Source organism: Pseudoduganella sp. GW821-FHT11H04 (assembly GCF_058807935.1).
The window spans coordinates 220,172-246,044 of record NZ_JBXARE010000008.1; the positions used below are offsets into that span (position 1 = coordinate 220,172).

Below are 25,873 nucleotides of genomic sequence, written 5' to 3' on the forward strand. Positions count from 1 at the left end.
TACTAGAGGCGACACAGTGACAGGAGTACCAATGTCAGCACGCATTCTCATCATCGAAGACAATCCAACCAATATGGAGCTGATGGTGTACCTGCTCCGCGCGTTCGGCTATGCGCCTTTGCTGGCGCATAACGGCGAGGAAGGCGTGGAAGTAGCGCGCCGCGAGGTGCCCGACCTGATTATCTGCGACGTGCACTTGCCCAAGCTCGATGGCTACGGTGTGGTGGCGCAGTTGAAGCAGGACCCCAACCTCAAAGACATTCCGACCCTTGCCGTGACCGCTCTGGCCATGGTGGGCGACCGCGAAAAGTTGTTGGCCGCCGGCTTTGACGGCTATATTGGCAAGCCGATTGAACCGGATACCTTCGTAACACAAATCGAGTCTTTTTTACCGGGGGAGATGTCGCCCCGGAATGAGAACGACATCGCGACGATCCTGATCGTCGATGACCATGTGCTGAACCGCGAGTTCTTGATGACGCTCCTCGGTTACAGCGGTCACCGCCTGCTGGAAGCGTCCAGCGGCATGGAAGGCCTGAAAGTCATGGAAGCGGAGAAGCCTGACCTGGTGATCTCCGACATCCTGATGCCGAATATGGACGGCTATGAATTCGTCAACCGCATCCGCAGCCAGCCGGAACTGGCGGACGTGCCGATCATCTTCTACACCGCCACCTATCGCGAGCGCGAGGCGATGGCGGTGGCCGAAGCCTGCGGCGTGCGCTGGGTGCTGCCCAAGCCTTCCGATCCGGACGTGATCCTGAAGACGGTGCATGAGGCGCTGGGCATGGCGGAGCAGGCCGAATCGCTGCCGGCATTTGCGCCGGAGCCGCCGAGCCAGGGACGCCTGTTCGATATCGAGCACAAGGTGGCCGAATATATCGACGAACTGGAATCGAGCAGCCAGCTGATTACCCGCATCGCCAATAACGGCGAGGCGCACGAGGGTGAGCCGGAGCACCTGAACCAGATGACCGAGCGCCTGTCGCGCTCCCTCTCCAGCCTGCAGGCGGTCAGCTTGCGGCTGACGGCCCTGATCGAGCTGGGCATCGAACTGGGCGCGGAACGCGATGCGCAGGGCCTGATCGAAATCGGCGTGCGTGTGGCGCAGAATATCTGCGTGTCGCGCTTTGCCTGCATCGGCGTGCTGGAACAGGATGCGGCGGAGACCAGCTATTTTGCTTCCTGCGGCGTAGGCGAGCAGGCGCGCGTGGTGGCGAGCCAGGCGCGTGCCGGCATCCTGGACAGCTTGCTGCGGCAACGCCAGCCGGTGCGCATGAGCCGCCTGGGCGGCGATCCGCGCGAGATCGGCCTGCCGGTCGCGCATCCCCCCGTGCATTCCTTCCTTGGCGTGCCGATCGCCTCGCGCGAACGCGTGCACGGCTGGCTGTACCTGGTGGACAAGCTGGGGGCCGACGAATTCAATGAGGTGGACGAGCGGGTGGCGGTGACGGTGGCGGCGCAGATTTCAGTCGCCTACGAAAACCTGCTGTTGTACGAGGAAATCAGCCGCCACCATGCCCAGCTCCAGCTGGACATGAACGCGCGCATCCGCCTGGACGAGGACCTGCGCCGCTTCCGCCTGGCGATGGATGCGACGGCGGACGCGATCTTCCTGGTCGACCGCGCCAATTCCTGCTTTATCGACGTGAACGTGACTGCCTGCCGCATGCTGGGCTTCGCACGCGAGGAATTCCTGAAAGTCGGGCCGGACCGGGATCGCGACCCGGCCCTGCAGCCGCTGCAGGATTTGTACGACAAGCTGCTGGCGGGCGACCAGAGCGGGGCGATGGCGGAGCTGCTGCTCGAATGCAAAGACGGCGCGCCGCTGTCGGTGGAAGTGCAGCGCCGCACCCTGCGCTCGGGCCAGAACTGGATTCTGGTGGCGGTGGCGCGCGACATCACGGAGCGCAAGGAGGCCGAGCGCCGCCTGCTCAAGCTGGCCCACTTCGATACCTTGACCGGGCTGCCGAACCGCTCGCAATTCTACGATTCGCTGATGCTGTCGCTGAAACAGGCGGGCGAGCATAACTGGGCGCTGGCGGTGCTGTTCCTGGACATGGACCGCTTCAAGAATATCAACGATACGCTGGGCCACACCATCGGCGACGAGCTGCTGCGGCAGTTCTCGAGTCGGCTGGTGGAATGCCTGCGCGTGCGCGACACCATCGGCCGCTTCGGCGGCGATGAATTCGCGGCCATCCTGATGCTGCCGGAAGGTGCGCAGAACGCCATCGCCGTGGTGGACAAGATTCGCGACGCGATGCGCCAGCCTTTCGACCTGAAGGGCCACGAAGTGACGGTGACGGCCAGTATCGGCATTTCCGTCTTCCCGGAGGATGGCAGCGATCCCGATACCCTTATCCAGTACGCCGATACAGCGATGTACCGCGCCAAAGAGGCCGGCCGCGACGCCTTCCGCTTCTTTACAGCGGAGATGAACGCGCAATCGCTGGCGCGGCTGGACATGGAAAACGCGCTGCGCCGCGCCATCGACAATAACGAATTCCGGCTGTTCTACCAGCCCAAGGTGCATATTTCGTCGGGCCGCATCAGCGGCGCCGAAGTCCTGCTGCGCTGGGAGCGTCCGGGGCACGGCATGGTGTCGCCGGCCCTGTTCATCCCGCTGCTGGAAGAAACGGGCCTGATCGTGCGTGTCGGCAGCTGGGTGATCCACGAGTCATGCCGCAAGATTGCGGAGTGGGGCAAGAACCATGTGGGCGCGGTCCACTTGTCGGTCAACGTGTCCGGTATCCAGTTCTTCGTCGGCGGCCTGGAAGAGGAGGTGATGCAGGCCATCAAGGAGAACGACATCGCGCCGGAATTGCTGGAGCTGGAGCTGACGGAAAGTTCGCTGATGTCGAACGCCGAAGAAACCATCACCGTGCTGCAGAACCTGAAGGCGCTGGGCGTGAAGATTTCGATCGACGACTTCGGTACAGGCTATTCCTCGCTGGCCTACCTGAAACGGTTCCCGATCGATAAGCTGAAGATCGACATCGCCTTCGTGCGCGAGGTGACCAGCAATCCGGACGATGCGGCGATTGTGCTGGCCATTATCAATATGGCGCACAGCCTGAAGCTGAAGGTGATCGCGGAGGGGGTGGAAAAGGATGCCCAGCTTTCCTACCTGCGCCGCCACGATTGCGACGAGATGCAGGGCTATTATTTCAGCCGCCCCTTGCCGGAGGGCGATTTCGTGCAGATGCTGCGCGAGGGCCGCCACCTGCAGGCGCCGAGCGACGAGAACATCGTCGATCAGCAAACCTTGCTGATTGTGGATGACGATACCTTCATGCTCGACGTGCTGAGCGACTTCCTGGCGCAGGACGGCTACCGCATCCTGACCGCGCAGACGGCGGCGGAGGGCTTCGATGTGCTGGCGCGCCACCGCGTGCAGGTGATCCTGTGCGACCAGTGCATGCCGATGATGACGGGGACCGAGTTCATGGAGAGGGTCAAGAACCTGGCGCCCGATACCTTCCGCATTATGCTGTCGGCCTACGCCGACCTGACGCCAATCATGGCCGCCATCAACCACGGCGCCATCGACCGCTTCTACACCAAGCCATGGAAGGGCGCGGTGCTGCGGGAGAATATCCGCGAAGGCTTCCGTTTGCACTCGCAACTGAGGGCGCCGCAGTACCTCAATTAGAAGCCTGTTTCTAGAGCGTGCGGCATACAATGGCTCCATAAAAAATACAGGAGCCGCCGCCATGGGTAAAAAAGCGAAATCGTTTGAGGAAAGCGAAGAACGGCTGACCAAGGCAGTACGCGAATCGGCGCAGGAGATCTGGAAGGCCGGCCTGGGCGCCTTCAGCGATTTGCAAAAGCGTGCCCGCGCAGTCGAAGGCGATCGCGTCGGCCATGTGCGCGAAACGGTCAATTCGCTGGAAAAGGTGTTCGAGGAACGGGTGACGCGAGCGCTGGAATCGATCGGCGTGCCGATGCGGCAGGATATCAATGCCCTGATCGACCGGGTCGAAGAATTGAGTCGCCAGGTCGAAGAATTGAAGGCTATGGTGAAAAAGCCCGTCAAAAAGGCCACAACCAAAAAAGCGTAACTTCTGGAAAACTTCTAATAGTGATATCCTTGCAGGGGAATCAATAGAGCCCCCTGTTATGCTACAAAAAGCGCCAAGACGAACCCGCGAACGCATCCTGGAACTCTCGCTGCGCTTGTTTAACGAGTTCGGCGAGCCCAATATCACGACCACCGTTATCGCCGAGGAGATGAATATCTCCCCGGGGAATCTCTATTACCATTTCCGGAATAAAGACGATATCGTCAACTCTATCTTTGTCCAGTTCAAGGCGGAGGCGGAGCGCATGCTGCAGGTGCCGAGCGGACGTCGTTCGAATATCGAAGACGTGTGGCTTTACCTGCACCTGATGTTTGAGCTGATCTGGCGCTACCGCTTCTTCTACCGCGACCTGAACGACCTGCTGTCGCGCAATCGCAAGCTGGAGCTGGAGTTCAAGGAACTGCTGGCCCACAAGATCAAGGTGGCGCGCAACCTTTGCCTGGACTTGCGCAGCGAAGCTTCGCTGGAAGCGAGCGATATGGCGATCGATGCGATGTCGGTGAATATGGTGGTGGTGGCGACTTACTGGCTCTCTTACGAATACGTGCGCAACCCGCGCAAATACTCCGAGCAGCAATCGATGGCTGACGCGCTGGCGCGCGGCTGCTACCAGGTGCTGTCCCAGATCGGGCCATACCTGCGCGGCGAAACCAGCCTGCTGTTCCAGAAACTGTCCGAAGAATACATTAAGAAGCTCAAATGAAATCGATTTGCGTGTATTGCGGCGCCAATGCCGGCGCCTCCCCGCGCTACGCGGAACAGGCGCGCGCGCTGGCCGCCGCGCTGGTGGAGCAGAACCTGGCGCTGGTGTACGGCGGCGGCAATGTGGGCCTGATGGGTGTGATCGCCGACGAAGTGCTGCGCCTCGGCGGCGAAGTGACCGGCGTGATCCCGACCGCGCTGATGGAGCGTGAAGTGGGCCACCTGGGCCTGACGCGCCAGTTCATCGTCAAGGATATGCACGAACGCAAAGCCATGATGGCGCAGCTTTCGGATGGCTTTATCGCCATGCCGGGCGGCATGGGTACGCTGGAAGAACTGTTCGAGATGCTGACCTGGTCGCAGCTGGGCATCCATGCCAAGCCGGTCGGCCTGCTGAACGTGGACGGTTTCTACGACAAGCTGATTGGTTTCATCGACCACGCCCGCGACGAAGGCTTCATCAAGCCGCAGCACGCGGCGCTGGTGCGTGTGAACGCCTCGCCAACCGCCCTGGTGCAAAGCCTGCGCGCTTAAGCCCAGAGCTTTTTGCCCGACGCATCAAGGTGCGTCAGGTAGAGGCGGGTGTCGAACTCGTATTGGTGGTAGTTCGGCTCCATATAGGTGCACAGCTTGTAGAACGCCTTGTCGTGTTGTTTTTCTTTTACGTGGGCCAGTTCGTGCACCGCGATCATCCGCAGGAATTCCAGCGGCACGTCCCTGAACATCGTTGCGACACGGATCTCGTGTTTGGCTTTCAGCTTGCCGCCCTGGACGCGCGACACGGAGGTGTGCAGGCCGAGGGCGTGGTTGATCACGTGGATCTTGCTGTCGAAGGCCACTTTGTCGATTGGCGCCGCATTGCGCAGGAACTCGTTGCGCAAATCCTGGACGTAGTCGTACAGCGCACGGTCGTTGCGGATTTCGTGGGCTTTCGGATAACGTTGCAGTAGCACTTCGCCAAGGCGGCCCTGGTCCATCACCTGGCGGACTTGCGAAAGTGTCTGTTCTGAGTAAGCGCTGAGGTATTTCATGACGGGCCGAATGGTATCATGAGCGCATGCGCACCCACGTCAATTCGGTGGGACTGCTGGTGGTCAGCGACCCCGTATTGAACTTCAGCTATCCCGCCCACATCCCCCGAGAATGCATCGATGCCTTGCCTTCGCTGCCGGGTATTTATATCTTCCGCGATGCCGCCGGTAAGCCGCTCTACATCGGCAAGAGCGTCAATATCCGCACGCGGGTGCTGTCCCATATGCGCACGGCGGAGGAGATGCAGATGCTGGCGAAGTCCGCCACCATCGACTTTGAACGTACGGGCGGAGAAATCGGCGCCTTGCTGCGCGAGTCCGAGCTGGTGAAAAAATACCAGCCTGTCTTCAACTCAAAGCTGCGCCGATTGCGCGAAATGTGCTCGATCAGCATGGCAGGCGATACGCCGGAAGTCGTCTTTGCACGCGATGTCGATTTCGCACTGGCCGAGCAGCTGTATGGACTGTTTGGCAGCAAGAAGGCAGCCATCGAAACCCTGCGCGACGTGGCGCATGTGCGCGGACTGTGCACTGTAGCGACGGGCCTGGAGAAGGGCACGCCGGGCCGCCCCTGCTTTGCGCGCCAGGTGATGCGCTGCAAGGGCGCCTGCACCGGCGAGGAATCGGCTGCGGATCACGCCGCGCGCGTGCGGCTGGCGCTGGAACCCTTGCGGGTGACGCGCTGGCCATTCACCGGCGCGGTGGCGATTGTCGAAGAGTCGGCCGGCCTGCGCCAGCGCGCCATCGTCGACCGCTGGTGCTATCTCGGCGTGGACGAGCCGCGCGCGGCGACAGTCTGTTTCGATATCGATGTGTACAATATTCTCGTGCGCCCGCTGCAGTCGGGTACTTTACGCATCGAGGAGCTTCGAAATGGCAATCCTGATGTTTGCGGCCCTGGCGGCGCAGTGGGTGGTTGAACCGATACAGCCAATGGCGACGGCGCGCGCCGTGCACTAGGCGGCATTCGTTGGCGATGGGCGGCTGCTGGTCATTGGCGGCTGCGCCGCAAACAGCTGCGAATCCCTGCAGTCTTCAAACGAGTTCTACGATATCCAACAGAAGCGTTTCCTGCCGGCGCCGCCAATGCGGACGGCGCGCGTGAGCCATGCCACGGCGGCTTTGCCGGACGGCGGCCTGCTGGTGGCCGGGGGCTGGACGGGGCGTGGCGCAACAGCTTCGACGGAAATTTTCGACCCGCATGGCGCCGCATTCATCGCAGGTCCGCCGATGCTGGCGCCGCGGCTCGATCCGGCCGTGCTGGCGTTGGGCGACGGGCGCATCCTTGTTGCGGGCGGCGCTTCTGGATTGAACCAGCCGGTTGCGAGCGCGGAAATTTACGATGCGCCGACAAAGCGTTTTGCGCCTGCCGCTGCAATGACGACGCCGCGTACCAGCCATGCGGCGGTGCGCCTTGACGACGGGCGTGTGCTGCTGACCGGCGGTTTGCGGGCGAAAGGTGTAGCAACCGCTTCGGCGGAGGTGTTCGATCCGCGTACCGGCAAGTTCCAGGCTGTAGCGGACATGGCCAGCCCGCGCTACAAGCATGCAGCAGTAGCGCTGCGCGACGGCAGGGTGCTGGTGATCGGCGGTTCGGCTGGCGGCGACGAAAGGCAGCAGTTGGCGAGTACGGAAATTTTTGATCCTGCCACGAACAGGTTTGCGGCGGGGCCAGCATTGCAGTCTGCCCGTTACAAGATTCCGTCATCCGCCGTGGTGCTGGCTGATGGTTCAGTCATGATTGCCGGCGGCGCCGGCGAGGTCGAAGTGTGGCGGCCAGGGGCGCGCAATTTCGAGCGGACAGGTGGTTCGCTTGGCGCATCCTGGCAGTTCGGGACCGCCACTGCGTTGCCGTCCGGCGAGGTGCTAGTGCTTGGCGGTTATGACCAGGAGATAACGCCAACCCGGAAGGCCTGGATTATCCGCCGCCAGTAGCGATCGAGCCATCGATGCAGGTGATGGCCTGGCCGCCAACACGAATGTGTCCGTCGCTGATCGATAAGCGGATTGTGCCGGCGCGGCCAAGGCGGGCGCCTTGTGTCGCGAGAAAGTCGCGACCGAAAGCGTCTGCCTGGCCGGTGTGGCGCAGGTAGGCGGCAAGGCTGCCGTTTCCACTACCGCAGACTGGATCTTCGTTGACGCCGTGTGCCGGGGCGAAGGCACGCACTTCGATTTGCGCACCGGCGCCCGGCGCGTACGGGCCGAAAATCACCACGCCGGTGTGGCGACCTTTGATGTCCTGCGCCTTCATCCTTGCCATATCCGGCGCGCATTCCAGCACTGCTTCGGCGCTGCCCATCTGCGCGATCACCCAGCGTGCGCCGACGTCGACCAGGTATGGCGAAGCGCCGGGCGCCAGCGGTATGCCGAGGATGGCTTGCAGTTCGTCGACCTGTGCGGCATCCAGTGCGGTGCAAGTCGGGGTAGGGAGGTCGAAGGAAATCCACTGCTCGCCATCGGATTCACCCACGGCCAGCTGCACCAGTCCCGCTTCGCATTGCTGGACCAGGACGCCGTCACGCGCGGCAACCATGCCGGCTTCCAGTAAGGCGTGCGCGGTACCGATAGTGGGATGGCCTGCAAACGGCAGCTCGCTGCCGGGCGTGAAGATTCGCACACGGTAATCGGCACCGGCTGTCGTCACCGGAAGGACGAAAGTTGTCTCCGAGAGGTTGGTCCAGCTGGCGATTTGCTGCATCTGCGCGTTGGAGAGGCCGGACGCGTCGAGTACGACGGCGACCGGATTGCCCTGGAAGGGTGTACTGGTGAACACATCAACAGTTTTGAGGGGAACGGTTTTCATGCCTTCGAGTCTAAGCGTCGCGGCCGCGAGCAAAAAGCCACACTTGCACAATACAGGGCCGGCACTGTACCGGCCCGATGACCGCTACACTTCGGCATCGCGGGCGGACTCGAAGCTGGCGCGGGTCGCGTCTTCGCTGCGCTCGCCAAATGAGTAGTTCGATTCCAGCCACATCACATTGATGATGGCTGCCGCCAGCGCGAAACCGATGCCGAGGATCCAGGTGAAATACCACATGGCTTTGTCCTTTCAATAGACAGAGTGTTCGTTTTCGCGGATATGCGCTGCAGTTACCTTGCCCCGCACGACGCTATACACCCAACTGGTGTACAGCGTAATGATCGGGAGCATAACCACCACTACCCAGAACATCACCGCCAGTGTTTTGTGGCTTGAGGTGGCGTCCCAGGCAGTCAGGCTGTGCGAGGGCATCAGCGACGAGGGCAACACGAAGGGGAACATGGCGGCGCCTGCGGTCAGCAGGATGCCGGCCACGCTCATGCCGCTGGCGATGAGGGCTAATAGCGTGCGGCGTGCGGCGCTCAGTGCAATCGCCAGCAAGGCGCCAATCATGGCGGCGGCGGGGAATGCCCAGGTGATCGGCCAGCGCGCGTAATTGTCCATCCAGGCGCCGGCGGCCATGACTACTGTTTTTGCGGGCGGCACGAAGGCGGTGCCGGCATCCGGCATGGCAGTAATGCGGTAGCCAGGGAGCGCAGTCGCGACCCAAATACCAGCGATGGCGAACAGCACGATGGTCAGCGCCGCCGCTGCCATGGCCATGCGCCGGGCGCGTTCGGCGATCACGCCTTCGGTTTTCATATGCAGGAAAGTGGCGCCATGCATGGCCAGCATGGAAACTCCTAGCACACCGGCCAGCAGGCCGAATGGATTCAGCAGCTGGAAGAAATTGCCTGTGTATTCCAGGCGCAGCAAGTCGTCGTAGCGGAACGGAATCCCCTGCAGCACATTGCCCATGCCAACACCGAAAATCAGCGGTGGCACGAAGCCGCCGATGAACAAGCCCCAGTCCCAGGCGTTGCGCCAGCGCGGATCGGGAACCTTGCTGCGGAAGTCAAAGCCAACGGGGCGGAAGAACAAAGCGAATAGCGCCACGATCAGTGCGATGTACAGGCTGGAAAACGCGGCGGCATATACCAGCGGCCAGGCGGCGAACAGCGTGCCGCCAGCGGTGATGAACCAGGTCTGGTTGCCTTCCCAGGTGGGGCCGATAGTATTGATGATGATTCGGCGCTCGGTATCGTCTTTGCCGAGGAAGGGCAGTGCCATGCCGACGCCGAAGTCCCAGCCATCGGTCAGCGCAAATCCAAGCAGCAGCACGGCGACAAAGCACCACCAGATCACTTTATAAGTTTCGTAATCGAAGATCATGGTTTTTGCTCCCAATGGTATTTGCCGGTATGCAGGGCGCTTGGGCCCAGGCGGGCGTACTTGAACATCAGCTTCAGTTCAATAATCAGCAGCACCGTGTAGAACAGGGCGAAGCCGGCCAGGCTGAAATACAGGCTTGAGGGCTGGATGCTGGACGCCGACAGATGCGTCGGCAGGATGCCCGCAATCGTCCAGGGCTGGCGGCCATATTCGGCGACGATCCAGCCGAGTTCCGCTGCCACCCAGGGCAGCGGAATCGCCACCACGGCCAGCTTGAGCAGCCAGCGCTGCGGCGCCAGCCGCTTGCGGATCAGGAAATAGAACGAGGCGCCGAAGATGAACAGGAACAACAGCCCCAGGCCGACCATGCCGCGGAAGGCCCAGAACATCGGTGCGACCTTGGGAATGGTGTCGTTGACCGCCATCCTGATTTGCGCTTCGGTGGCGTCGACCACATTCGGCGTGTACTTTTTCAGCAGGAGGCCGTAGCCGAGGTCTTTCTCCAGTTCCTTGAATGCGGCAAACGCTTCCTGCGATTTGTCGCCGGACTTGATGCGCATCAGCGCGGCGTAGGATTTCATGCCGTTGCGGATGCGGACTTCGTGCTGCTTTTTCAAATCCGTGATGCCGATAACCGGCTTGTCGATGGAACGGGTAGCGATCAGCCCCATCACGTAAGGAATCTTGATCGCGTAATCGGTGTGTTCCTTTTCATCGTTTGGCAGGCCGAAGACGGTGATGCCGGCCGGCGGCGGCTCGGTGTGCCATTCGGCTTCGATGGCGGCCAGCTTGACCTTGTTCACTTCACCCACGGTGTAGCCCGATTCGTCGCCCAGCACGATCACTGAAAGCGCGGACGCCAGTCCGAAACCGGAGGCCACGGCGAAAGAACGCAGCGCGAACGGCACGTCGCGCGCCTTGAGCAGGTAGAAGGCCGAGATGCCAAGCACGAACATCGAGGCGGTGACGTAGCCGGCCGCCACGGTGTGCACGAATTTGACCTGGCCGACGGGATTGAGAATGACGTCGGCGATGCTGGTCAGCTCCATGCGCATGGTGTCGACATTGAATTCCGCACCGACCGGGTTGTTCATCCAGCCATTGGCGATCAGGATCCACAGCGCGGACAGGCTGGAACCCAGCGCCACAAGGAAGGTCACGCTTAAGTGCTGCACTTTCGACAGTCGCTGCCAGCCGAAAAAGAACAAGCCGACAAAAGTGGATTCGAGGAAGAAGGCCATCATGCCTTCAATCGCCAGCGGCGTACCGAAGATGTCGCCCACGTAGTGCGAGTAGTAGGCCCAGTTGGTGCCGAACTGGAATTCCAGCGTGATGCCGGTTGTGACGCCCATGGCGAAGTTAATGCCGAACAGCTTGCCCCAGAATCTGGTCATGTCGCGGTAAATCTCGCGGCCGGTCATCACATAGACCGATTCCATGATGACCAGGATCCACGACAACCCCAGTGTCAGCGGGACAAAGAGGAAATGGTAAAGCGCGGTGAGCCCGAACTGCAGCCGGGACAGGGCGACGACTTCATCGACGGGGGCCATCATTCACCTCTTGAAGTGGAGTGGTGGGCGCGGGGGCGGCGAGAAGATGACTTTCGACCTGGGAGGTCGGCATCCGCATCTTCCTGGCCAGTGGATGTGAAAAGAAGAAGTGCCACAGCAAATACAGCAGCACGATCTTGACGAAGAGCGCCAGTGAGATCGCTAAGGCCAGGCTGCGATGGCGGGGAAGTTTCATTTCAATTCCAGGTATTTCCCGGGCTTATACAACCCGAATCCTTGCGCTGTATAATTGAGTATATTGCGCTTTTAGAAAGGGAAGCTGATGAAACGTTTCACTGCTGTATTGCTGTTATGCGCTGCTGGTGTTGCCTCTGCCGCAGATATCACTGTATCCGCAGCTGCAAGCCTTAACAATGCTTTCCGTGAGGCAGCATCTGCCTACGAAGCCGCCCACCCTGGCGACAAAGTATTACTGAATTTCGGCGCGTCGGACGCGCTGGTGGCACAAATCGCCAAGGGAGCTCCCGTCGACGTATTCGCATCCGCCGACCAGGATGCGATGGACAAGGCGCAGGCCCATGTCGCGCCGGGCAGCCGCCGTGATTTCGCCAGCAACCGCCTGGTGGTTGCGGTTCCCGCCCAGAGCACGCTGCAATTGAGCACCCTGGCAGACCTGGGGCAGCCTGGCGTCAAGCGCCTGACGACTGGCAACCCGGCCAGTGTGCCGGTCGGCCGTTACACCAAGGCTGCGCTGGAAAAGGCCGGTCAGTGGGCGGCGCTGGAGCAGAAATTCGTTTTCGCCACCAATGTGCGCCAGGCGCTGGACTATGTCGCGCGCGGCGAAGTGGAGGCGGGCTTTGTCTACCAGACGGATGTGGCCTCCCAGGCCGATAAAGTGCGCTCGGTGATGGCTGTATCAACCGTCACGCCGATCACTTATCCGCTGGCTGTGATCAAGGAGGCGCCAAATGCCGCTGGCGGGCGTGCGTTTGCGGACTTCATCATGTCGGCCGGCGGCCAGGCCATCCTTGCCCGTCACGGTTTCGGCAAGCCCTGATTTATGGATGCTGCGCTGATTGCCCTTGGATTGTCACTGAAAGTGGCCTTGTGGGCTACCTTGATTGACCTTGTGCTGGGCGTCGGCTTTGGCTATTTGCTCGCGCGGGGACGATTCTTTGGGCGCGACTTGCTTGATGCCTTGCTTACGCTGCCGATGGTAATGCCGCCGACGGTGCTGGGCTATTACCTGCTGGTGCTGATCGGCCGCAATGGCCCGATCGGGCATTGGCTGCAACAGCATTTTGGCATCAACTTGATTTTCACCTGGCAGGGCGCAGTGATTGCCGCGGCAGTCGTGGCTTTCCCGCTCGTGCTGAAAGGCGCGCGATCTGCTTTCGAAGCCGTGGACACGCAGCTGGAGCAGGCCGCGCGCGTGCTGGGCGTCCCACCGATTGGCGTGTTCCTGCGAATCAGTTTGCCGCTCGCCTGGCGCGGCGTATTGGCCGGCACCTTGCTGGCGTTCGCGCGTTCGATGGGAGAATTCGGCGCCACGCTGATGGTGGCAGGCAGCATTCCGGGCAAGACGCAGACGCTGTCAATTGCGGTCTATGAGGCGGTGCAGGCGGGGCAGGACGATACGGCCAATCTGCTGGTGCTTATTACTTCGGTTACCTGCATCGTCGTGCTGGTAGTTGCCAATCGCCTGGTGCCGAATCGTTCACAGGGGGCGGTATGACGATCCGGGTCAATATCCGCAAGGCGCTGTTAGCCGGGGCGCGCAAGTTCCAGCTCGATGCGCAGTTTGAGTCCGATAGCAAGCGCGTGGTGATTTATGGCGCTTCCGGCGCCGGCAAGAGCCAGATGATGAAGGCGATTGCCGGCCTGTCTCGGCCGGACAGCGGCCTGATTGAACTCGACGGGCGCAAGCTGTTTGACGGCAGCAGCGGCATCGATGTGCCGGCGCGCGCGCGACGTGTGGGCTATCTGTTCCAGGACTATGCACTATTCCCGCACCTGAACGTGCGGCAGAACATTGGCTTTGGCTTGCAGCGCGGCTGGTTTAATCCGGCGCCACGCCACGAGCCGGAAGCGGTGCGTTATTGGCTGGAAGCCTTCGGGCTGGCCGAGGTGGCGCACCAGAAGCCGGCGGAACTGTCCGGCGGCCAGCGGCAGCGGGTGGCGCTGGCGCGTGCGCTTGTGGCCGAACCAAGTGCGCTGCTGCTCGACGAACCCTTTGCTGCGCTGGATCCGGCGCTGCGCGTGCGCATGCGCGCCGAACTCGATGCGTTGCAGCGGCGGCTCGATATCCCGATGCTGCTGATTACGCACGATCCCGATGATGCCGCTACTTTCGGCGGCCATGTATTGACGATGGCGGACGGCCGCGTGGCCACGGAGGGAAGCAATGGGTAAGCAAGTAGCGCTGCAAGGCGAAGTCTGGATCACGCTCGATGGCGAAAGCTTCGGCGGCCACCAACGCGTGGAGCTATTGGCCAGCATCGCCGAACACGGCTCGATCACGCAAGGGGCCAAGGCAATCGGCATGAGCTACAAAGCCGCTTGGGACGCCATCGACGCCATGAACAACCTGGCCGGCGAGCCGCTGCTGGAACGTTCGGCGGGTGGCAAGGGCGGCGGCGGCACGCGGCTGACCGAGCGCGGTGCGCAACTGGTAGCGAACTTCCGCCGCATCGAATATGAGCATAGCGTGTTCATGAAACACCTGACCCGCCAGTCGCAAGGATTGGCAGATGATTACCTCCTGTTGCAAACAATGAAAATGAAAACCAGCGCGCGCAATCAATTTTCAGGCACTGTGGCGGCAATCAAGCCCGGTGCAGTGAACGACGAAATCCTGTTGCGCATCGTTGGCGGGCAGGAGATTGTTGCAATCATCACACACGAGAGCACGGAAAGCCTGGGCCTGCGTGAAGGTGGAGAAGCGTTCGCACTGGTCAAGGCTTCGTCGATTATTCTGGCTGTCGGCGAGACCGGCAAACTGTCGGCGCGAAACCAGCTGCGCGGCACGATTTGCCGCGTGCAGCCTGGCGCCGTGAACTCCGAAATCACCATCGCCTTGCCTGGCGGCGGCACCGTTGCGGCCACCGTCACGCGCGACAGCGAACAGTCCATGGAGCTCGAAGTGGGCATGGAGGCCACAGCTTTGTTCAAGGCGTCAAGTGTAATTATTGGTGTTCCGATATAAATTCCTGTAGGAAACAAACTAGGGTTTTGCTAAGCTAATCGGCTTCGGGCTTGCGCCTGTCCTTTAGGAAGCCGAAATGGAACTGCTTGCAAAATTCTTTCTTAGCCAGGGGCGCATCAATCGTCGCACCTGGTTTTCCCGCATCGTCATGCTCGGACTGCCTTGTCTTGCCTTCGGCATGCTGGCCTATGAGCTGATGGGCGATCCCGGCGCCGCGCTGTTCGCGCTGGCCTTCACCTGGGGCGCGCTCGCCGTGTCCACCCAGCGCATGCACGATATCGGCCGCTCCGGCCTGAGCCTCCTGCTGCTCCTGATTCCCGTCCTGGGCCCGCTCTGGGTGCTGCTCCTCGTGTTCCGCCGCGGCGGCGAGGGCAAGAACCGTTACGGCGAAGACCCGCTGTCGCGCCACGATTATCTGCAAGTGAACATCGCAAAGTAAGCCTATGCCAACCGTAAACGACGTCACCCAGCTCAACCCGATCAATGTCTACGCGGTAGCAACGCCGTCCACCACGGCGGACTTGCAGGATGCCTTGCGTAAGACTTCGCTGCCGATTTCCATTGGCGGCGGCCATTTCAGCATGGGCGGGCACACGGCCAGCCCGGGCAGCCTGCACCTGGACTTGCGCGGCATGAACCGCGTGCTCGAATTCTCGCCTGCCGATCGCCTGATCCGCGTGCAGGCCGGCATCCGCTGGTGCGATATCCAGCGCTTTGTCGACCCGCATGGACTGGCGGTGAAGATCATGCAGACCTACGCCAACTTCACCGTGGGCGGGGCGCTGTCGGTCAATGCGCATGGGCGCTACATGGGCCTGGGCCCGGTGGTTCTGTCCGTGCGGTCCATCACGCTGGTGCTGGCCAACGGCGAAGTGCGCGAAGCCAGTCCGCAGAAGAATAGCGAATTGTTTTACGCAGCCATCGGCGGCTACGGTGCGATCGGCATCATCGCCGAGGCGGAGCTGGAGCTGGTGCCGAACACCCGCGTGCAGCGCAGCAGCGTGAAAATGACCACCAAGGATTATCCGGCCTGGTTCGATGTGAATGTGCGCGGCCGCAAGGAAATCACCTTCCACAACGCCGACCTGTACCCGCCCCAGTACAACCGGGCGCGCGCCGTCACCTGGACCGAGACCGACCTGCCGGCCGATACGCCGCGCCTGCAGCCGCTGAACCGCCGCTATTTGGCGGAGCTGTATTTCCTCTGGTCGGTGTCCGAATCGCCGTTCGGTAAATGGCGCCGCGAATATTTGCTCGACCCGCTGCTGTTCTGGAAGAAGAAGGTCCACTGGCGCAATTACGAAGCAGGCTACGACACGGCGGAACTGGAGCCTTTGGGCCGCAAGGAACGCACCTATGTGCTGCAGGAGTACTTTGTGCCTTGCGAACGCTTGCCGGAATTCGTGCCGAAGATGTCGGCCATCCTGGCCAAGCACAAGGTCAATATGATCAATATCTCGATCCGCCATGCGCTGTCCGATCCGGGCACTTTGCTGGCGTGGGCGCGCGGGGAAACCTTCGCCTTTGTGCTGTACCACAAGCAGCGCACCCGCGACAACGCGCGTGAACGCGTGGGCGTGTGGACGCGCGAGCTGATCGACGCGGTGCTGGAATGCGGCGGTACTTACTACCTGCCGTACCAGCTGCACGGCACGCACGAGCAATTCCACCGCGCCTACCCGCGTGCGAAAGAGCTGTTTGCGCTGAAACGCGAGCTCGATCCTGAATACCGCCTGCGCGGCGCGCTGTGGGATAAATACTATGCGCCGACCCTGAACCTGAACGCGGAAGGCGAGGCTGCACGCCGTTCGCTGTTCCACTCCGTGTACGGCAGCGAGCGCGAAGCGGACAAGTTCTATGCCTTCCTGCAGAACATCTTCAACCTGTTCCCGGAAGACCGTTTCCACACCCTGATCCGCAAGGCGACCAGCGAGAATCACGACGAGGAAGCCATCTACCGCGCCGTGCAGGCCGGCCTGCCGGGCATTTCGCCGCCGCTGTCGCTGCTGCGCTATGCGCTGCCGTCCCTGGTGGTGCAGAAAGAGGAAATGGGCAGCCAGGCCAAGCGCCTGCTGGGCGACAAGCCGCTCAAGGATTACGTGGAAATCGGCACCACCGGCCGCTACGTCAAAGCGCTGCGCAAGCACCTCAAGCTGAATGGCAAGGTGACCCTGGTGCACGACAAGGCGCCGGGCTATTCGCCGGTCGATATCGTGGAACGCGGCGGCCTGCTGCAGGTCGGCAACTTCGTGCAGATGAAGGATTACGCCCCAATCGATTTGCCGGCGCAAAGCGCGGACCTCGTGAGCTGCTTCGTCGGCCTGCACCATATGGAGCCGCAGAAGCTGGCGCCGTTCCTGGAATCGGTGGCGAATATCGTGCGCCCCGGCGGCTACTTCGTCGTGCGCGACCACGATGTGAAAGACCGCACCATGGACGATTTCGTCAGCCTGGCGCATTGCGTGTTCAACGCGGGCTTGGGCGAGCCGTGGGCGAACAACGCGTCCGAGCTGCGCTTCTTCGCTTCGGTGGATGACTGGATCAAGCGCGTGGAAGCGGCGGGTTTTGAACACACGGGCGACCGCATCGTGCAGGATGGCGATCCGTCGGCAAATGTCCTGATGGCCTTCAAACGGGTGTGACATGCGCAAACTCTTGCTGGCTTTAAGCCTGCTGCTTGCCTGCCTGACCAGCGCAGCGGAGAGCCCCATTGCGCCGGAACAGCGGCGCAGCGTGGAGCAAACCTTCCTGACGTACCCGGAATGGTTCCTGGTGCATAGCCCGGCCGAATATGCGCGGTATGTGAAACAGCATCCGGCGCACGGCTTTCCTTTCCTGGGGCATGTGGGCCAGATCTGGACCAGCTATGCGGCGGTGACCGAGGAGCAGGTGCGCGCCAAGTACCCGAGCAACGCTGGCTACCATGTGATGATCGGCGTGATCGGCAGCAGCACCACGGTGGAATACGGCTTGCGTTCAATGTATGAAAACACGCTGGGCCGCATCAGCTGGGCCACCGCCTCCGGCCTGACGCCGGAAGATGAATACGGCGCGCGCGTGGCGCAGGATTACGTCGACTTCATTCGCAAGGAGCCGTGGTACCTGTACGATTTTGCAGGCAAGCTGAAAGGCCTATGGGCGGATACGCCGCTGTTCGGCTCCGACATGCTGCGCAAGCTGGAGCGCCGCTATGCCCTGACCACTGAGTACCTGATCAAGGCAGCCTACGGCAAGTTGATCAAGCTCGCCACCAGTGCAGCCTACGAGCCTGCCCTGATGACGACGCAAGTCGTCGCAGACCATGAGCCGTACGACCTGGCCGACCTGCCTAACGTCAAGTTGCTGCGCATGCTGGATGATGGCCGCGCCGTGCTGGAGCTGCCGCGCTATTACGACTTCCGCCTGGCCGCAACCAAGCTTGGACTGCAGGATGTGCAGTTGCAGGACATCGCAGGCAACAGCGGCGTGATCCTGGTGACGGTGCTGACGCGCGGCCATGGCACGGCGGCGCCGTCGGACAGCCGTGTGCTGTTCGACCAGCCTATCCTGACCGAGCCTGGACGAAGACGGGTCGCGCTGGTGCTGCCGGTCGCCGCGCTGTCACGCTACCTGGTTGACGCGCCGCGCCAGGGCGTGGAAGTAGAGCACGTGTATGACTATTAAGCGTTTGCTGGCCGTCGTACTGCTGGTCCTGGCCGGCAGCGCGGCCGCGTGGGGTATTTCCGTCGTGCGCCAGGCGGACGCACGCCAGAACGGCAAGCGCGAAGAACTGGCGCCACAGGGCGGTGAATACGTGGACGCCGGTGATGCGCGCATTTTCATGCAGCGTTCCGGCAACCGCGACGCGCCGACCGTGGTCTTCCTGCATGGCACGGGTTCGTGGAGCGAGACCTGGCGTGCGTCGATGGAAACGGCCAACAAGGCCGGCTACCAGGCCATTGCGCTCGACATGCCGCCCTTCGGTTATTCGATCCCGCCGGTCAACGGCGAATACGACAAGCAGAAGCAGGCCGCCCGGCTGCGCACGGCCCTCGATAATGCCGGCATCCGCCGCGCCGTGTTCGTCGCGCATTCCTTCGGTGCGGCGCCGCTGATGGAAGCCTTGCTGTCAAATCCGGACGAGGGCAGGGTGCTGTCCCTGGTGCTGGTCGACGCGGCGCTGGGACTGGACAGCTCGCAAGCCGACGGCAGCGACAGCATGCTCCAGTCCGTTCTGCGCTGGCGTTGGGTCGGCCAGCCCTTGGCGGCGGGTTTCCTGACCAAGCCCGAGTACACGGAGATCTTGCTGAAAAGTTTTGTCAGTGAAAAAGATAAAGCCACGCTCGCCTGGCAGCAGATCTACCGCCAACCCCTGGTACTGGAAGGCAGCTACAAGCACGTTGCCGCCTGGCTGCCGGAGTTGCTGGCGCGCCGGGGGCATGCCGCAAGCGACTTTCCGGACGCCTATGGCCGCATCAACTGGCCGGTGACCTTGCTGTGGGGCGAGACCGATACGATCACGCCCCTGTCGCAGGCTGAGCACCTGCAGCGCCTTGTTCCCGGCGCCAAGCTGGTACGCATTCCGCGTGCCGGGCATATTCCGCAGATCGAGGAGCCGGAACTGTTCCAGGAAGCCCTTGCGGGCATCCTGCGGGACGCGCGGCGCTGATCCGGGCTGGGCGTGGCGTTAGCCCGCTTCGTCCGGCTCGTCCGCTCCGGGCTTGCCTCCCTGCCGGTTGCCGCTGCGGGCGGTTTGCCGGCTTTCGCCCCCCTTGCGCCCGATCTCGGCCATGTGTTCGCGGTTGCGGCTGACCACTTCGCCGCCTTTTTGTCCGGCCCGGCGCGCCTCTTCCGAAGTGAATTCATGCGCCGTGCCTTTCTGGTGCGCGGCCTGGCCGCCCTTGCTGGCAATCAGGCGCTGGGTTTCCTTGTCCATCGCTGCGAAGCCACGCTTGCCGTTGCCGGCCCTGACCTGCTCGTCCTGTGTCGCCATGATCCACCTCCCTCAATGTGCCCAAGATTCCGGGCGCGGGCCCGGGCCGCTAGCAGCCTCGTGGCTGCTACCTGGGCTTTGAGGGAAGGTGTTCAATAAAGTTCAAACTTTTTTTCGCTTCAGGAGCCTGCCTGGCCGGTGGCCGAACGTTCGCCTTCCGCTTCCTCGGTATTGTTGCCGCGTACCGGCTGCGCGCCGAAGTCGTGTTCCAGTTCTTCCTTACGGTCTTGCAGCTGTTCGCGCAGGCTGGAGAGGTCGGCATCGCTTTGCCGCATGGCTGGGAACATTTCCTGTTCTTCCTCGCGGACGTGGTGATCGACGCATTCGCGCAATTTCTGCACTGTGCTATCGAGTTCGCTGGCGCCGACGGCCATGCCGCGGATGTGCTCCACCAGCTCCTTGATGGAGCCGTGTTCTTCCAGCGCCTCATCCACCTGGTCTTGCTCGCCCGTTTCGGCGCGCACGGCGGGGTAGAAGATTTCTTCCTCGATGGTGGCGTGGATGGTCAAGTCCATGCAGATCTGCTGCGCCAGGTCGTGCTTCAGGCCCTGGTGCGAGGCATCGCATTTGTCGAATTCCTGGAAGAGTTTTTTGACCTTGTCGTGGTCGGCGGTGAGTAGCGCCACGGCATCCTTCGCCGTGGCGTTCTGGTTTTGCGGGTTCATGATGACTCCTTCAATGCGTCGGTTGGGCCGCACAGAAGGAGCCGCAGGGAAGGGCGCTCAGGCGACTTGCAGCACCAGCTTGCCGAAGTTCTTGCCTTCGAACAGCATGGCCAGCGCCTGCGGGAATTTTTCGATGCCTTGCACCACGTCTTCCCGGCTCTTGATCTTGCCTTCCTGCAGCCATTTGCCGAGCGCGGCAACGGCCACGTGGTAGCGGTCGGCGTAGTCGAACACGACCATACCTTCCATGCGCGCGCGGTTGACCAGCAGGGACAGGTAGTTGGCTGGTCCTTTGACCGGCGTCGTGTTGTTGTACTGCGAAATTGCGCCGCAGATCACGATGCGGGCCTTCATGTTGATGCGCGTGAGAACGATGTCGAGGATGTCGCCACCAACGTTGTCGAAGTATACGTCAACGCCATTTGGACAGTGTTCCTTCAGGCCGGCGCGTACGTCGCCGCCCTTGTAGTCGATGCAGGCGTCGAAGCCAAGCTCATTGACCACCCAGTCGCATTTGGCTGTGCCGCCGGCAATGCCGACCACGCGGCAGCCGAGCTGTTTGGCCACCTGGCCGACGGTCTGGCCGACGGCGCCGGCCGCGCCGGAGACGACCACGGTTTCACCGGCTTTCGGCATCCCCACTTCGATCAGGCCAAAGTAGGCGGTCATGCCTGGCATGCCGAGGGTGTTGAGCCAGGTGGTGGCCGGGGCCAGGCGGGTGTCAATCTTGTGCAGGCCGGCGTGGCGGTCGTCGGCGGCGCCGATCCAGTACTGCTGCACGCCAAAGCCGCCGCCAACCTGGTCGCCCACGGCAAAGCGCGGGGACTTGGAGGCAATGACTTCACCCAGGCCGCCGGCGCGCATGACTTCGCCGATGCCGACTGGGCGGATATAGGATTTGGCGTCGTTCATCCAGCCGCGCATGGCGGGGTCGAGCGAGAGGTAGTGCGTCTTGATCAGCACCTCGCCGTCGGCCAGTTCGCGCACTGGCTCCTTGGTGATTTGCCAGTCGCTATCCTTAGGCAGGCCGACCGGGCGGGCGGCGAGGCGGAACTGGGTGTTCTCCATTTTCACTCCTTTTTAGAAATAGTACGGTCATTCTATTCCGTATTTTGGCAGCCGTGGCAATGTTCATGCGACAATACTGTCCCGCCCATGACCTGAAAGTGCCATGACTCACCCAGAATACATCCTCACGCTCTCCTGCCACGATCAACGCGGCATCGTTCATCGCGTATCCGGATTCCTGGCCGAGCATGGCTGCAATATCATCGATTCCGCCCAATTTGGTGACGCGGAAACGCAACGCTTCTTCATGCGCGTGCACTTTGCGCGCGAGGATGCGGCGGTCAGCGATGCTGTGCTGCGCGAGGATTTCGCGAAGGTGGGGGCGAGCATGGGCATGGAATGGGCGCTGCACGATGCGCACGCCAAGCCGCGCGTGATGCTGATGGTCTCCAAGATTGGCCACTGCCTGAACGACCTGCTGTTCCGCTACAAGAGCGGGCTGCTGCCGGTCGAAATTCCGGCCATCGTGTCCAACCACATGGACTTCTACCAGCTGGCGGCCAGCTACAATATCCCGTTCCACCACCTGCCGCTGACGGCTGGCGCACCTGAATCGGCCAAGCTGGCGCAGGAAGCGCGCGTTGCGGAGCTGATGGAAATGCACCAGGTGGACCTGGTGGTGCTGGCGCGCTACATGCAAATCCTGTCGCCATCGATGTGCGGCCGCCTGAAAGGGAAGGCGATCAATATCCACCACTCCTTCCTGCCTAGCTTCAAGGGCGCCAAGCCGTATGCGCAGGCGCACAAGCGCGGCGTGAAGCTGATCGGCGCCACCGCCCACTTCGTGACCGGCGACCTGGATGAAGGCCCGATCATCGAGCAGGATGTGGAGCGTGTCGATCACTCCATGGGTTCCGATGCGCTGACCGCAATTGGCCGCGACGTGGAATGCGTGGTGCTGGCGCGCGCTGTGAAATGGTTCGTTGAGCATCGTATCCTGCTGAACGGCCACCGGACTGTAATCTTCAAATAATAAGTAATGGCACTGAAATCTACGATCTACAAAGCGGAACTGTCCATCGCGGACATGGACCGCAACTACTACGCAACGCATATGCTGACCCTGGCGCGCCATCCGTCCGAAACGGATGAACGCCTGATGGTGCGCATTGTGGCCTTCGCCATCCACGCCGACGAGGCGCTGGTGAACGCCAAGGGCATTTCCGATACCGAGGAACCGGACCTGTGGCAGATGGACCTGACCGGCGCGATCCAGCTGTGGATCGAAGTCGGCCAGCCGGACGAGCGCCGCATCCTGAAGGCCGCCGGCCGCTCCGATAAGGTGATGGTGTACTCCTACAGCTCCGCTTCCCATGTGTGGTGGAAGCAGCTGGCCAATAAAGTTGACCGCGCCAAGAACGTCAGCGTGGTGAACATCGACGCTGAAGCCAGCGCCCAGCTGGAGAAAATGGCGCAGCGCTCCATGCAGCTGCAATGCACGATCCAGGACGGCCAGATCTGGCTGACCGACGGCACCACTACCGTGGAAATTCCACGCGAGGTCTGGAAGGCCTAAGACCGGGCGGCGCTGCTGCGCTTAGCGGCGCTCGACCTTGGTAGCGGACTTTACGAGCTTGCCGTCGCGGTAAGTCTCGTACGTGGTGAAGATGCGTTTCTGGTCGGAGTACCCGTCCGTCGTTTCCTTGCTCTGGATGACAGGCTTGTTTCCGACCATTTTGTAAATTGCCAGGAAGGTTTTGTCCGGGCCTTCGTGGTGCGCCACGCGGATCTCGCCATTGTCTGATAGTTCCAGGCCGTCCGTTGCATCTTGTTCCAGCTTGGCGAGTTCCTCGCTGGGGACAAAAGTACCGGTTTTAGTGCCCAGGTAATACTCCCAGCTGTTCAGGTAAGGACCGTTGTGCAGGGCTATGTCCATGATGCCGTCGTGATTGTAGTCTTCGACCCTAGCCCCCACATTATCCGCGACCAGATAGGTTTGCAGTATTTGCGGCGCTTTGTTGTCGCCTTTGCGCGAAATGTAGATCAGGGCGTTACCCTGCAAACCCGGCCCGAAGACGACGGCGTCAATGCGATAGGGGCCTTTCTTGTTGTCGAGGCCGATGCGTAGCGCTGGATTGCGTACCGCGGCACTGACCTTCGACAGCGCTTCGATGCGCATCTTGTATGCATCCATCAGGCATTGGCTTGTCTGTTCTTGCTGTTCGCAATCGGCGCGCGATTTGGCCCAGTCGCGCTGGTCGTTCCTTATCAGGCCTCCAGTGGCTGCATTGGCATCACGATAGACTGCAGCCAGCTTTTCATCCAGGCTGGAAAGGGTTGCGTCTGTGCAGATGACTTTTTCGACGTCGGTGCCAGCCTTGGTGCAGTCAAAGCTGGCCGCGGCGGCGGGAAGGGCTGCGGAAAACAGCAGCGTAGTGGCGAATCGGTGGCAAAATGTGGCGATCATGGTGCGCTATCTTATTGCTTTTTTACTTATCGTCCAAGGTGCGGCGCAGGCGGTCACGCAGGAGCAGGTCATGGCGGGCGCCGCTAAAATCTACGACAAGCACCTGTCTGGCCTGCGCGCCTCTTACCGGCTGGATGACAATGAGCGCTTCGCGAAGCGGGTGGCTGTTATCGCTTGGCCGCTGATCGAGCAGGCCAAGCGCGATTATCCGGACTCCGCGGGTTGGGCTTGGGAGCTGCACACGACCTCCGATGCGGAAGAAAATGCATTTGCACTGGCGGGCGGCAAGCTGCTGATCGCAGCTCCATACGTCGACCGGCTGGAGCTGAACGATGCCGAGATTGCGATGCTGGTGGCGCATGAGATCTGCCATGCAGTCCTGCTGCATAATCTTCGAGAGCATGAGGAAGCGATCAGGCTGGAGCCGCATTGGGCCACGCGTCCCTACGAGGAGCTGGAAGACGCCACCGACAACAATACGGGCTTGATGCGCAAGCTTGCGGCCTTCGATGCGCTCCAGGAAGAGGAGTCCGACCGCGAAGGAATGCGCCTTGCAGCGCGCGCCGGCTGGAAACCGTCCGACCTGGCGCGCTTCTTCCGCAAGCTGGAAAGGCATAGCAACTCGCCCAATTTCGGCTCGATCACCCATCCCGCCCCCTCGCTGCGGGCGAGGGTGGCGCGCGAGTTGGCCGCCAAGCTGGAAGCGGGCCGCTAAGCTATAATGCCCGCCATGCAAATGAAATCGTCAACCCGACTGCGCTGGATCTGGATCGCGTGCTTCGCCATCCTGATGAACGCGCTCGCGCCGGCGATTTCGCATGCGGTGAACGGCAAGCCCCGCACTTGGGAGATTTGCCTGAACGACGGCACCCGCGTTACTGGCATTGGCGAACTCGATGCGGCTACCTTTGCCGCAGCGACGGACCGCAGCAGCAAGGCGCAAGCCATGGCCAATATGGACATGGAAGACTGCTCCTACTGTTTGCCGCACGCTGGTTCGTTCGGCCTGCCGCCGTCGGACATGGCGCTGAATTTGCCCCTCGATGGCGCCACGCTGCGCCCAACGCTGTTCTACCAGTCGCCACAACCTTTGCCGGTGTGGTCGGCGTCCAATCCGCGAGGACCGCCTGCATTCGCCTGATCTCGTCCCCAATTAACGAATCAAGGAGTGAATAATGAAAAAGCAGTTCTTCGCGTTCGCAGTGTCGATCGCAATGGCCGCCACCGCAGCGGCCCAGGTTTCCGTCCGCGAGCCATGGATTCGCGCCACCGTTCCAGCCGCACAGGCTACCGGCGCATTCATGGAGCTGGTCTCCACCCAGGACGTGCGCCTGGTCGAAGTCAGCACCCCTGCAGCAGGCATCGTTGAAATCCACCAGATGTCGATGAAGGGCGACCGCATGATGATGTCGGCCGTTGACTTCATCGACCTCCAGGCGGGCAAGCCGGTGGCGCTGGCCTCCGGCGGCTACCACATCATGATGATGGACTTGAAGCGCCAGATGAGGGCCGGCGAAACCGTGCCCATGACGTTGGTGTTCGAGAAAAAGAACAAGATGCGCGAGACGGTGGAAGTGCAAGTGCCGGTCAAGCCGCTGACCTATTCGCCTCCGAAACACCGCTAAGGAGCCGACACCATGAAAAAAATCCTGATGGCCGCAGCACTGCTGGCGGCTGCGTCGGCGCACGCGCACGTCTCGCTTGAGCAAAAATCCGCCCCGGCGGCGAGCTACCAGAAATTGGTGTTCCGCCTCGGCCACGGCTGCAACGGCAGCGCCACCACGGCGGTCAGCATCCGCCTGCCGGAAGGCTTTGGGGCAATGCACCCGATGCCCAAGGCTGGCTGGATTATCGAGCGTACGCCCGACAGCCTGACCTGGCGCGGCGGGCCGTTGCCAGACGACTTCTACGATGAATTCGTCATGTTCGGCAAACTGCCGGCTGCGGGCAGCCATGTGTTCAAGATCGTCCAGTCCTGCCAGGTTGGCAGCGCGAACTGGGAAATCACGCTCGAAACGCGCTAAGGGGG

Annotated in this window: 30 protein-coding genes; 20 read left to right on the top strand and 10 right to left on the bottom strand. The window is 61.7% G+C overall.

Translation table 11 applies throughout. From position 1 onward, the window contains the following. Window positions 1-31 precede the first annotated feature (31 nt). The 4 genes from AC1RTP_RS18940 to AC1RTP_RS18955 all read left to right on the top strand — a co-directional run bounded on the left by AC1RTP_RS18940 (window position 32) and on the right by AC1RTP_RS18955 (window position 5,321). Entirely contained in the window at window positions 32-3,655 is a 3,624-nt protein-coding gene (locus AC1RTP_RS18940) for an EAL domain-containing protein (protein WP_498609445.1), read from the top strand. 61 nt (window positions 3,656-3,716) lie between these two features. Continuing rightward, complete coding sequence (locus AC1RTP_RS18945; RefSeq protein ID WP_498609447.1) at window positions 3,717-4,064, top strand: phasin family protein; 348 nt, start codon at window positions 3,717-3,719, stop codon at window positions 4,062-4,064. Window positions 4,065-4,122: 58 nt separating this feature from the next. Next, complete coding sequence (locus AC1RTP_RS18950) at window positions 4,123-4,788, top strand: TetR/AcrR family transcriptional regulator (protein WP_498609449.1); 666 nt, start codon at window positions 4,123-4,125, stop codon at window positions 4,786-4,788. Further along, a complete protein-coding gene (locus AC1RTP_RS18955) occupies window positions 4,785-5,321 on the top strand; it encodes an LOG family protein (protein WP_498609451.1) in 537 nt (178 codons plus the stop codon). Before AC1RTP_RS18950 ends, AC1RTP_RS18955 begins: the two co-directional genes overlap by 4 nt. Here the strand turns inward: AC1RTP_RS18955 and AC1RTP_RS18960 are convergent. Beyond that, window positions 5,318-5,818, bottom strand: a complete 501-nt coding sequence (locus AC1RTP_RS18960; protein ID WP_498609453.1) for a YgjP-like metallopeptidase domain-containing protein — start codon at window positions 5,816-5,818, stop codon at window positions 5,318-5,320. The genes AC1RTP_RS18955 and AC1RTP_RS18960 overlap by 4 nt on opposite strands. A gap of 26 nt (window positions 5,819-5,844) precedes the next feature. Between AC1RTP_RS18960 and AC1RTP_RS18965 the strand changes: the two genes are divergently transcribed. Together AC1RTP_RS18965 and AC1RTP_RS18970 are read left to right on the top strand one after the other, a co-directional pair. Further along, on the top strand, window positions 5,845-6,738 hold the full coding sequence (locus AC1RTP_RS18965) for an endonuclease (protein ID WP_498609454.1): 894 nt from the start codon (window positions 5,845-5,847) through the stop codon (window positions 6,736-6,738). Between the two features lie 166 nt (window positions 6,739-6,904). Further along, window positions 6,905-7,753: a Kelch repeat-containing protein gene (locus AC1RTP_RS18970; protein WP_498609456.1), complete on the top strand. Its 849-nt coding sequence runs from the start codon at window positions 6,905-6,907 to the stop codon at window positions 7,751-7,753. Here AC1RTP_RS18970 and AC1RTP_RS18975 read toward each other — a convergent pair. The 5 genes from AC1RTP_RS18975 to cydP all read right to left on the bottom strand — a co-directional run bounded on the left by AC1RTP_RS18975 (window position 7,737) and on the right by cydP (window position 11,762). Beyond that, window positions 7,737-8,621 (bottom strand): PhzF family phenazine biosynthesis protein, encoded by an 885-nt coding sequence (locus AC1RTP_RS18975; RefSeq protein ID WP_498609457.1) that lies wholly within the window; start codon window positions 8,619-8,621, stop codon window positions 7,737-7,739. The genes AC1RTP_RS18970 and AC1RTP_RS18975 overlap by 17 nt on opposite strands. 84 nt (window positions 8,622-8,705) lie before the next feature. After that, window positions 8,706-8,858, bottom strand: coding sequence for a cytochrome bd-I oxidase subunit CydX (cydX, locus tag AC1RTP_RS18980; protein ID WP_498609460.1), 153 nt, complete (start codon window positions 8,856-8,858; stop codon window positions 8,706-8,708). 12 nt (window positions 8,859-8,870) lie between these two features. Beyond that, a complete protein-coding gene (cydB, locus tag AC1RTP_RS18985; protein WP_498609462.1) occupies window positions 8,871-10,013 on the bottom strand; it encodes a cytochrome d ubiquinol oxidase subunit II in 1,143 nt (380 codons plus the stop codon). After that, window positions 10,010-11,566: a cytochrome ubiquinol oxidase subunit I gene (locus tag AC1RTP_RS18990; protein ID WP_498609552.1), complete on the bottom strand. Its 1,557-nt coding sequence runs from the start codon at window positions 11,564-11,566 to the stop codon at window positions 10,010-10,012. The genes cydB and AC1RTP_RS18990 overlap by 4 nt, the downstream gene beginning before the upstream one ends. Next, window positions 11,550-11,762: a cytochrome oxidase putative small subunit CydP gene (cydP, locus tag AC1RTP_RS18995; protein WP_498609463.1), complete on the bottom strand. Its 213-nt coding sequence runs from the start codon at window positions 11,760-11,762 to the stop codon at window positions 11,550-11,552. The genes AC1RTP_RS18990 and cydP overlap by 17 nt, the downstream gene beginning before the upstream one ends. An 87-nt stretch (window positions 11,763-11,849) precedes the next feature. On the opposite strand from cydP, the gene modA reads away from it, so the two are divergent. The 8 genes from modA to AC1RTP_RS19035 all read left to right on the top strand — a co-directional run bounded on the left by modA (window position 11,850) and on the right by AC1RTP_RS19035 (window position 19,380). Continuing rightward, window positions 11,850-12,584: a molybdate ABC transporter substrate-binding protein gene (gene modA / locus AC1RTP_RS19000; RefSeq protein ID WP_498609464.1), complete on the top strand. Its 735-nt coding sequence runs from the start codon at window positions 11,850-11,852 to the stop codon at window positions 12,582-12,584. A 3-nt stretch (window positions 12,585-12,587) separates the two neighbouring features. Continuing rightward, on the top strand, window positions 12,588-13,262 hold the full coding sequence (gene modB, locus AC1RTP_RS19005) for a molybdate ABC transporter permease subunit (RefSeq protein WP_498609465.1): 675 nt from the start codon (window positions 12,588-12,590) through the stop codon (window positions 13,260-13,262). Continuing rightward, window positions 13,259-13,939 (top strand): sulfate/molybdate ABC transporter ATP-binding protein, encoded by a 681-nt coding sequence (locus tag AC1RTP_RS19010; RefSeq protein ID WP_498609467.1) that lies wholly within the window; start codon window positions 13,259-13,261, stop codon window positions 13,937-13,939. Before modB ends, AC1RTP_RS19010 begins: the two co-directional genes overlap by 4 nt. Then, window positions 13,932-14,732 (top strand): TOBE domain-containing protein, encoded by an 801-nt coding sequence (locus tag AC1RTP_RS19015; RefSeq protein ID WP_498609469.1) that lies wholly within the window; start codon window positions 13,932-13,934, stop codon window positions 14,730-14,732. Before AC1RTP_RS19010 ends, AC1RTP_RS19015 begins: the two co-directional genes overlap by 8 nt. Before the next feature lie 76 nt (window positions 14,733-14,808). Then, window positions 14,809-15,171 (top strand): DUF805 domain-containing protein, encoded by a 363-nt coding sequence (locus AC1RTP_RS19020; RefSeq protein WP_498609471.1) that lies wholly within the window; start codon window positions 14,809-14,811, stop codon window positions 15,169-15,171. A 4-nt stretch (window positions 15,172-15,175) separates the two neighbouring features. Then, a complete protein-coding gene (locus tag AC1RTP_RS19025; RefSeq protein ID WP_498609473.1) occupies window positions 15,176-17,374 on the top strand; it encodes an FAD-binding protein in 2,199 nt (732 codons plus the stop codon). A 1-nt stretch (window position 17,375) separates the two neighbouring features. Next, entirely contained in the window at window positions 17,376-18,395 is a 1,020-nt protein-coding gene (locus AC1RTP_RS19030; protein ID WP_498609475.1) for a hypothetical protein, read from the top strand. Then, a complete protein-coding gene (locus AC1RTP_RS19035; RefSeq protein ID WP_498609477.1) occupies window positions 18,385-19,380 on the top strand; it encodes an alpha/beta fold hydrolase in 996 nt (331 codons plus the stop codon). The genes AC1RTP_RS19030 and AC1RTP_RS19035 overlap by 11 nt, the downstream gene beginning before the upstream one ends. Before the next feature lie 18 nt (window positions 19,381-19,398). On the opposite strand, the gene AC1RTP_RS19040 is transcribed toward AC1RTP_RS19035, so the two are convergent. From AC1RTP_RS19040 to AC1RTP_RS19050, 3 genes are all read right to left on the bottom strand, one after another. After that, window positions 19,399-19,704: a KGG domain-containing protein gene (locus AC1RTP_RS19040; RefSeq protein WP_498609479.1), complete on the bottom strand. Its 306-nt coding sequence runs from the start codon at window positions 19,702-19,704 to the stop codon at window positions 19,399-19,401. 119 nt (window positions 19,705-19,823) lie between these two features. Continuing rightward, window positions 19,824-20,369, bottom strand: coding sequence for a hemerythrin domain-containing protein (locus tag AC1RTP_RS19045; protein WP_498609480.1), 546 nt, complete (start codon window positions 20,367-20,369; stop codon window positions 19,824-19,826). A gap of 57 nt (window positions 20,370-20,426) precedes the next feature. Beyond that, on the bottom strand, window positions 20,427-21,437 hold the full coding sequence (locus AC1RTP_RS19050; protein ID WP_498609482.1) for an NADP-dependent oxidoreductase: 1,011 nt from the start codon (window positions 21,435-21,437) through the stop codon (window positions 20,427-20,429). 103 nt (window positions 21,438-21,540) lie between these two features. Here AC1RTP_RS19050 and purU point away from each other — a divergent pair, with 103 nt between their 5' ends. Together purU and AC1RTP_RS19060 are read left to right on the top strand one after the other, a co-directional pair. Beyond that, window positions 21,541-22,410 carry a formyltetrahydrofolate deformylase gene (purU, locus tag AC1RTP_RS19055; RefSeq protein ID WP_498609483.1) on the top strand — a complete coding sequence of 290 codons (870 nt, stop codon included), beginning with the start codon at window positions 21,541-21,543 and terminating at the stop codon, window positions 22,408-22,410. Between the two features lie 6 nt (window positions 22,411-22,416). Further along, window positions 22,417-22,953, top strand: a complete 537-nt coding sequence (locus tag AC1RTP_RS19060; protein WP_498609485.1) for a YaeQ family protein — start codon at window positions 22,417-22,419, stop codon at window positions 22,951-22,953. Between the two features lie 21 nt (window positions 22,954-22,974). Here the strand turns inward: AC1RTP_RS19060 and AC1RTP_RS19065 are convergent, their stop codons facing one another. After that, a complete protein-coding gene (locus AC1RTP_RS19065) occupies window positions 22,975-23,844 on the bottom strand; it encodes a lysozyme inhibitor LprI family protein (protein WP_498609487.1) in 870 nt (289 codons plus the stop codon). Between the two features lie 70 nt (window positions 23,845-23,914). Between AC1RTP_RS19065 and AC1RTP_RS19070 the strand changes: the two genes are divergently transcribed. Genes AC1RTP_RS19070 through AC1RTP_RS19085 form a run of 4 tightly spaced genes read left to right on the top strand, consistent with a single transcriptional unit; the run spans window position 23,915 to window position 25,868 of the window. Continuing rightward, window positions 23,915-24,559, top strand: a complete 645-nt coding sequence (locus tag AC1RTP_RS19070) for a M48 family metalloprotease (protein ID WP_498609488.1) — start codon at window positions 23,915-23,917, stop codon at window positions 24,557-24,559. A 21-nt stretch (window positions 24,560-24,580) separates the two neighbouring features. Further along, a complete protein-coding gene (locus AC1RTP_RS19075) occupies window positions 24,581-24,985 on the top strand; it encodes a DUF2946 domain-containing protein (protein WP_498609490.1) in 405 nt (134 codons plus the stop codon). A gap of 34 nt (window positions 24,986-25,019) precedes the next feature. Continuing rightward, on the top strand, window positions 25,020-25,469 hold the full coding sequence (locus AC1RTP_RS19080) for a copper chaperone PCu(A)C (protein WP_498609492.1): 450 nt from the start codon (window positions 25,020-25,022) through the stop codon (window positions 25,467-25,469). Between the two features lie 12 nt (window positions 25,470-25,481). Next, entirely contained in the window at window positions 25,482-25,868 is a 387-nt protein-coding gene (locus AC1RTP_RS19085) for a YcnI family protein (protein ID WP_498609494.1), read from the top strand. The last annotated feature ends 5 nt before the right edge of the window (window positions 25,869-25,873 follow it).

Coding starts and splice junctions, on each gene's coding strand:
- AC1RTP_RS18940 (WP_498609445.1), top strand. CDS start 32: ATGTCAGCACGCATTCTCATCATCGAAGACAATCCAACCAATATGGAG.
- AC1RTP_RS18945 (WP_498609447.1), top strand. CDS start 3,717: ATGGGTAAAAAAGCGAAATCGTTTGAGGAAAGCGAAGAACGGCTGACC.
- AC1RTP_RS18950 (WP_498609449.1), top strand. CDS start 4,123: ATGCTACAAAAAGCGCCAAGACGAACCCGCGAACGCATCCTGGAACTC.
- AC1RTP_RS18955 (WP_498609451.1), top strand. CDS start 4,785: ATGAAATCGATTTGCGTGTATTGCGGCGCCAATGCCGGCGCCTCCCCG.
- AC1RTP_RS18960 (WP_498609453.1), bottom strand. CDS start 5,818: ATGAAATACCTCAGCGCTTACTCAGAACAGACACTTTCGCAAGTCCGC.
- AC1RTP_RS18965 (WP_498609454.1), top strand. CDS start 5,845: ATGCGCACCCACGTCAATTCGGTGGGACTGCTGGTGGTCAGCGACCCC.
- AC1RTP_RS18970 (WP_498609456.1), top strand. CDS start 6,905: ATGCGGACGGCGCGCGTGAGCCATGCCACGGCGGCTTTGCCGGACGGC.
- AC1RTP_RS18975 (WP_498609457.1), bottom strand. CDS start 8,621: ATGAAAACCGTTCCCCTCAAAACTGTTGATGTGTTCACCAGTACACCC.
- cydX (WP_498609460.1), bottom strand. CDS start 8,858: ATGTGGTATTTCACCTGGATCCTCGGCATCGGTTTCGCGCTGGCGGCA.
- cydB (WP_498609462.1), bottom strand. CDS start 10,013: ATGATCTTCGATTACGAAACTTATAAAGTGATCTGGTGGTGCTTTGTC.
- AC1RTP_RS18990 (WP_498609552.1), bottom strand. CDS start 11,566: ATGGCCCCCGTCGATGAAGTCGTCGCCCTGTCCCGGCTGCAGTTCGGG.
- cydP (WP_498609463.1), bottom strand. CDS start 11,762: ATGAAACTTCCCCGCCATCGCAGCCTGGCCTTAGCGATCTCACTGGCG.
- modA (WP_498609464.1), top strand. CDS start 11,850: ATGAAACGTTTCACTGCTGTATTGCTGTTATGCGCTGCTGGTGTTGCC.
- modB (WP_498609465.1), top strand. CDS start 12,588: ATGGATGCTGCGCTGATTGCCCTTGGATTGTCACTGAAAGTGGCCTTG.
- AC1RTP_RS19010 (WP_498609467.1), top strand. CDS start 13,259: ATGACGATCCGGGTCAATATCCGCAAGGCGCTGTTAGCCGGGGCGCGC.
- AC1RTP_RS19015 (WP_498609469.1), top strand. CDS start 13,932: ATGGGTAAGCAAGTAGCGCTGCAAGGCGAAGTCTGGATCACGCTCGAT.
- AC1RTP_RS19020 (WP_498609471.1), top strand. CDS start 14,809: ATGGAACTGCTTGCAAAATTCTTTCTTAGCCAGGGGCGCATCAATCGT.
- AC1RTP_RS19025 (WP_498609473.1), top strand. CDS start 15,176: ATGCCAACCGTAAACGACGTCACCCAGCTCAACCCGATCAATGTCTAC.
- AC1RTP_RS19030 (WP_498609475.1), top strand. CDS start 17,376: ATGCGCAAACTCTTGCTGGCTTTAAGCCTGCTGCTTGCCTGCCTGACC.
- AC1RTP_RS19035 (WP_498609477.1), top strand. CDS start 18,385: ATGACTATTAAGCGTTTGCTGGCCGTCGTACTGCTGGTCCTGGCCGGC.
- AC1RTP_RS19040 (WP_498609479.1), bottom strand. CDS start 19,704: ATGGCGACACAGGACGAGCAGGTCAGGGCCGGCAACGGCAAGCGTGGC.
- AC1RTP_RS19045 (WP_498609480.1), bottom strand. CDS start 20,369: ATGAACCCGCAAAACCAGAACGCCACGGCGAAGGATGCCGTGGCGCTA.
- AC1RTP_RS19050 (WP_498609482.1), bottom strand. CDS start 21,437: ATGGAGAACACCCAGTTCCGCCTCGCCGCCCGCCCGGTCGGCCTGCCT.
- purU (WP_498609483.1), top strand. CDS start 21,541: ATGACTCACCCAGAATACATCCTCACGCTCTCCTGCCACGATCAACGC.
- AC1RTP_RS19060 (WP_498609485.1), top strand. CDS start 22,417: ATGGCACTGAAATCTACGATCTACAAAGCGGAACTGTCCATCGCGGAC.
- AC1RTP_RS19065 (WP_498609487.1), bottom strand. CDS start 23,844: ATGATCGCCACATTTTGCCACCGATTCGCCACTACGCTGCTGTTTTCC.
- AC1RTP_RS19070 (WP_498609488.1), top strand. CDS start 23,915: ATGGCGGGCGCCGCTAAAATCTACGACAAGCACCTGTCTGGCCTGCGC.
- AC1RTP_RS19075 (WP_498609490.1), top strand. CDS start 24,581: ATGAAATCGTCAACCCGACTGCGCTGGATCTGGATCGCGTGCTTCGCC.
- AC1RTP_RS19080 (WP_498609492.1), top strand. CDS start 25,020: ATGAAAAAGCAGTTCTTCGCGTTCGCAGTGTCGATCGCAATGGCCGCC.
- AC1RTP_RS19085 (WP_498609494.1), top strand. CDS start 25,482: ATGAAAAAAATCCTGATGGCCGCAGCACTGCTGGCGGCTGCGTCGGCG.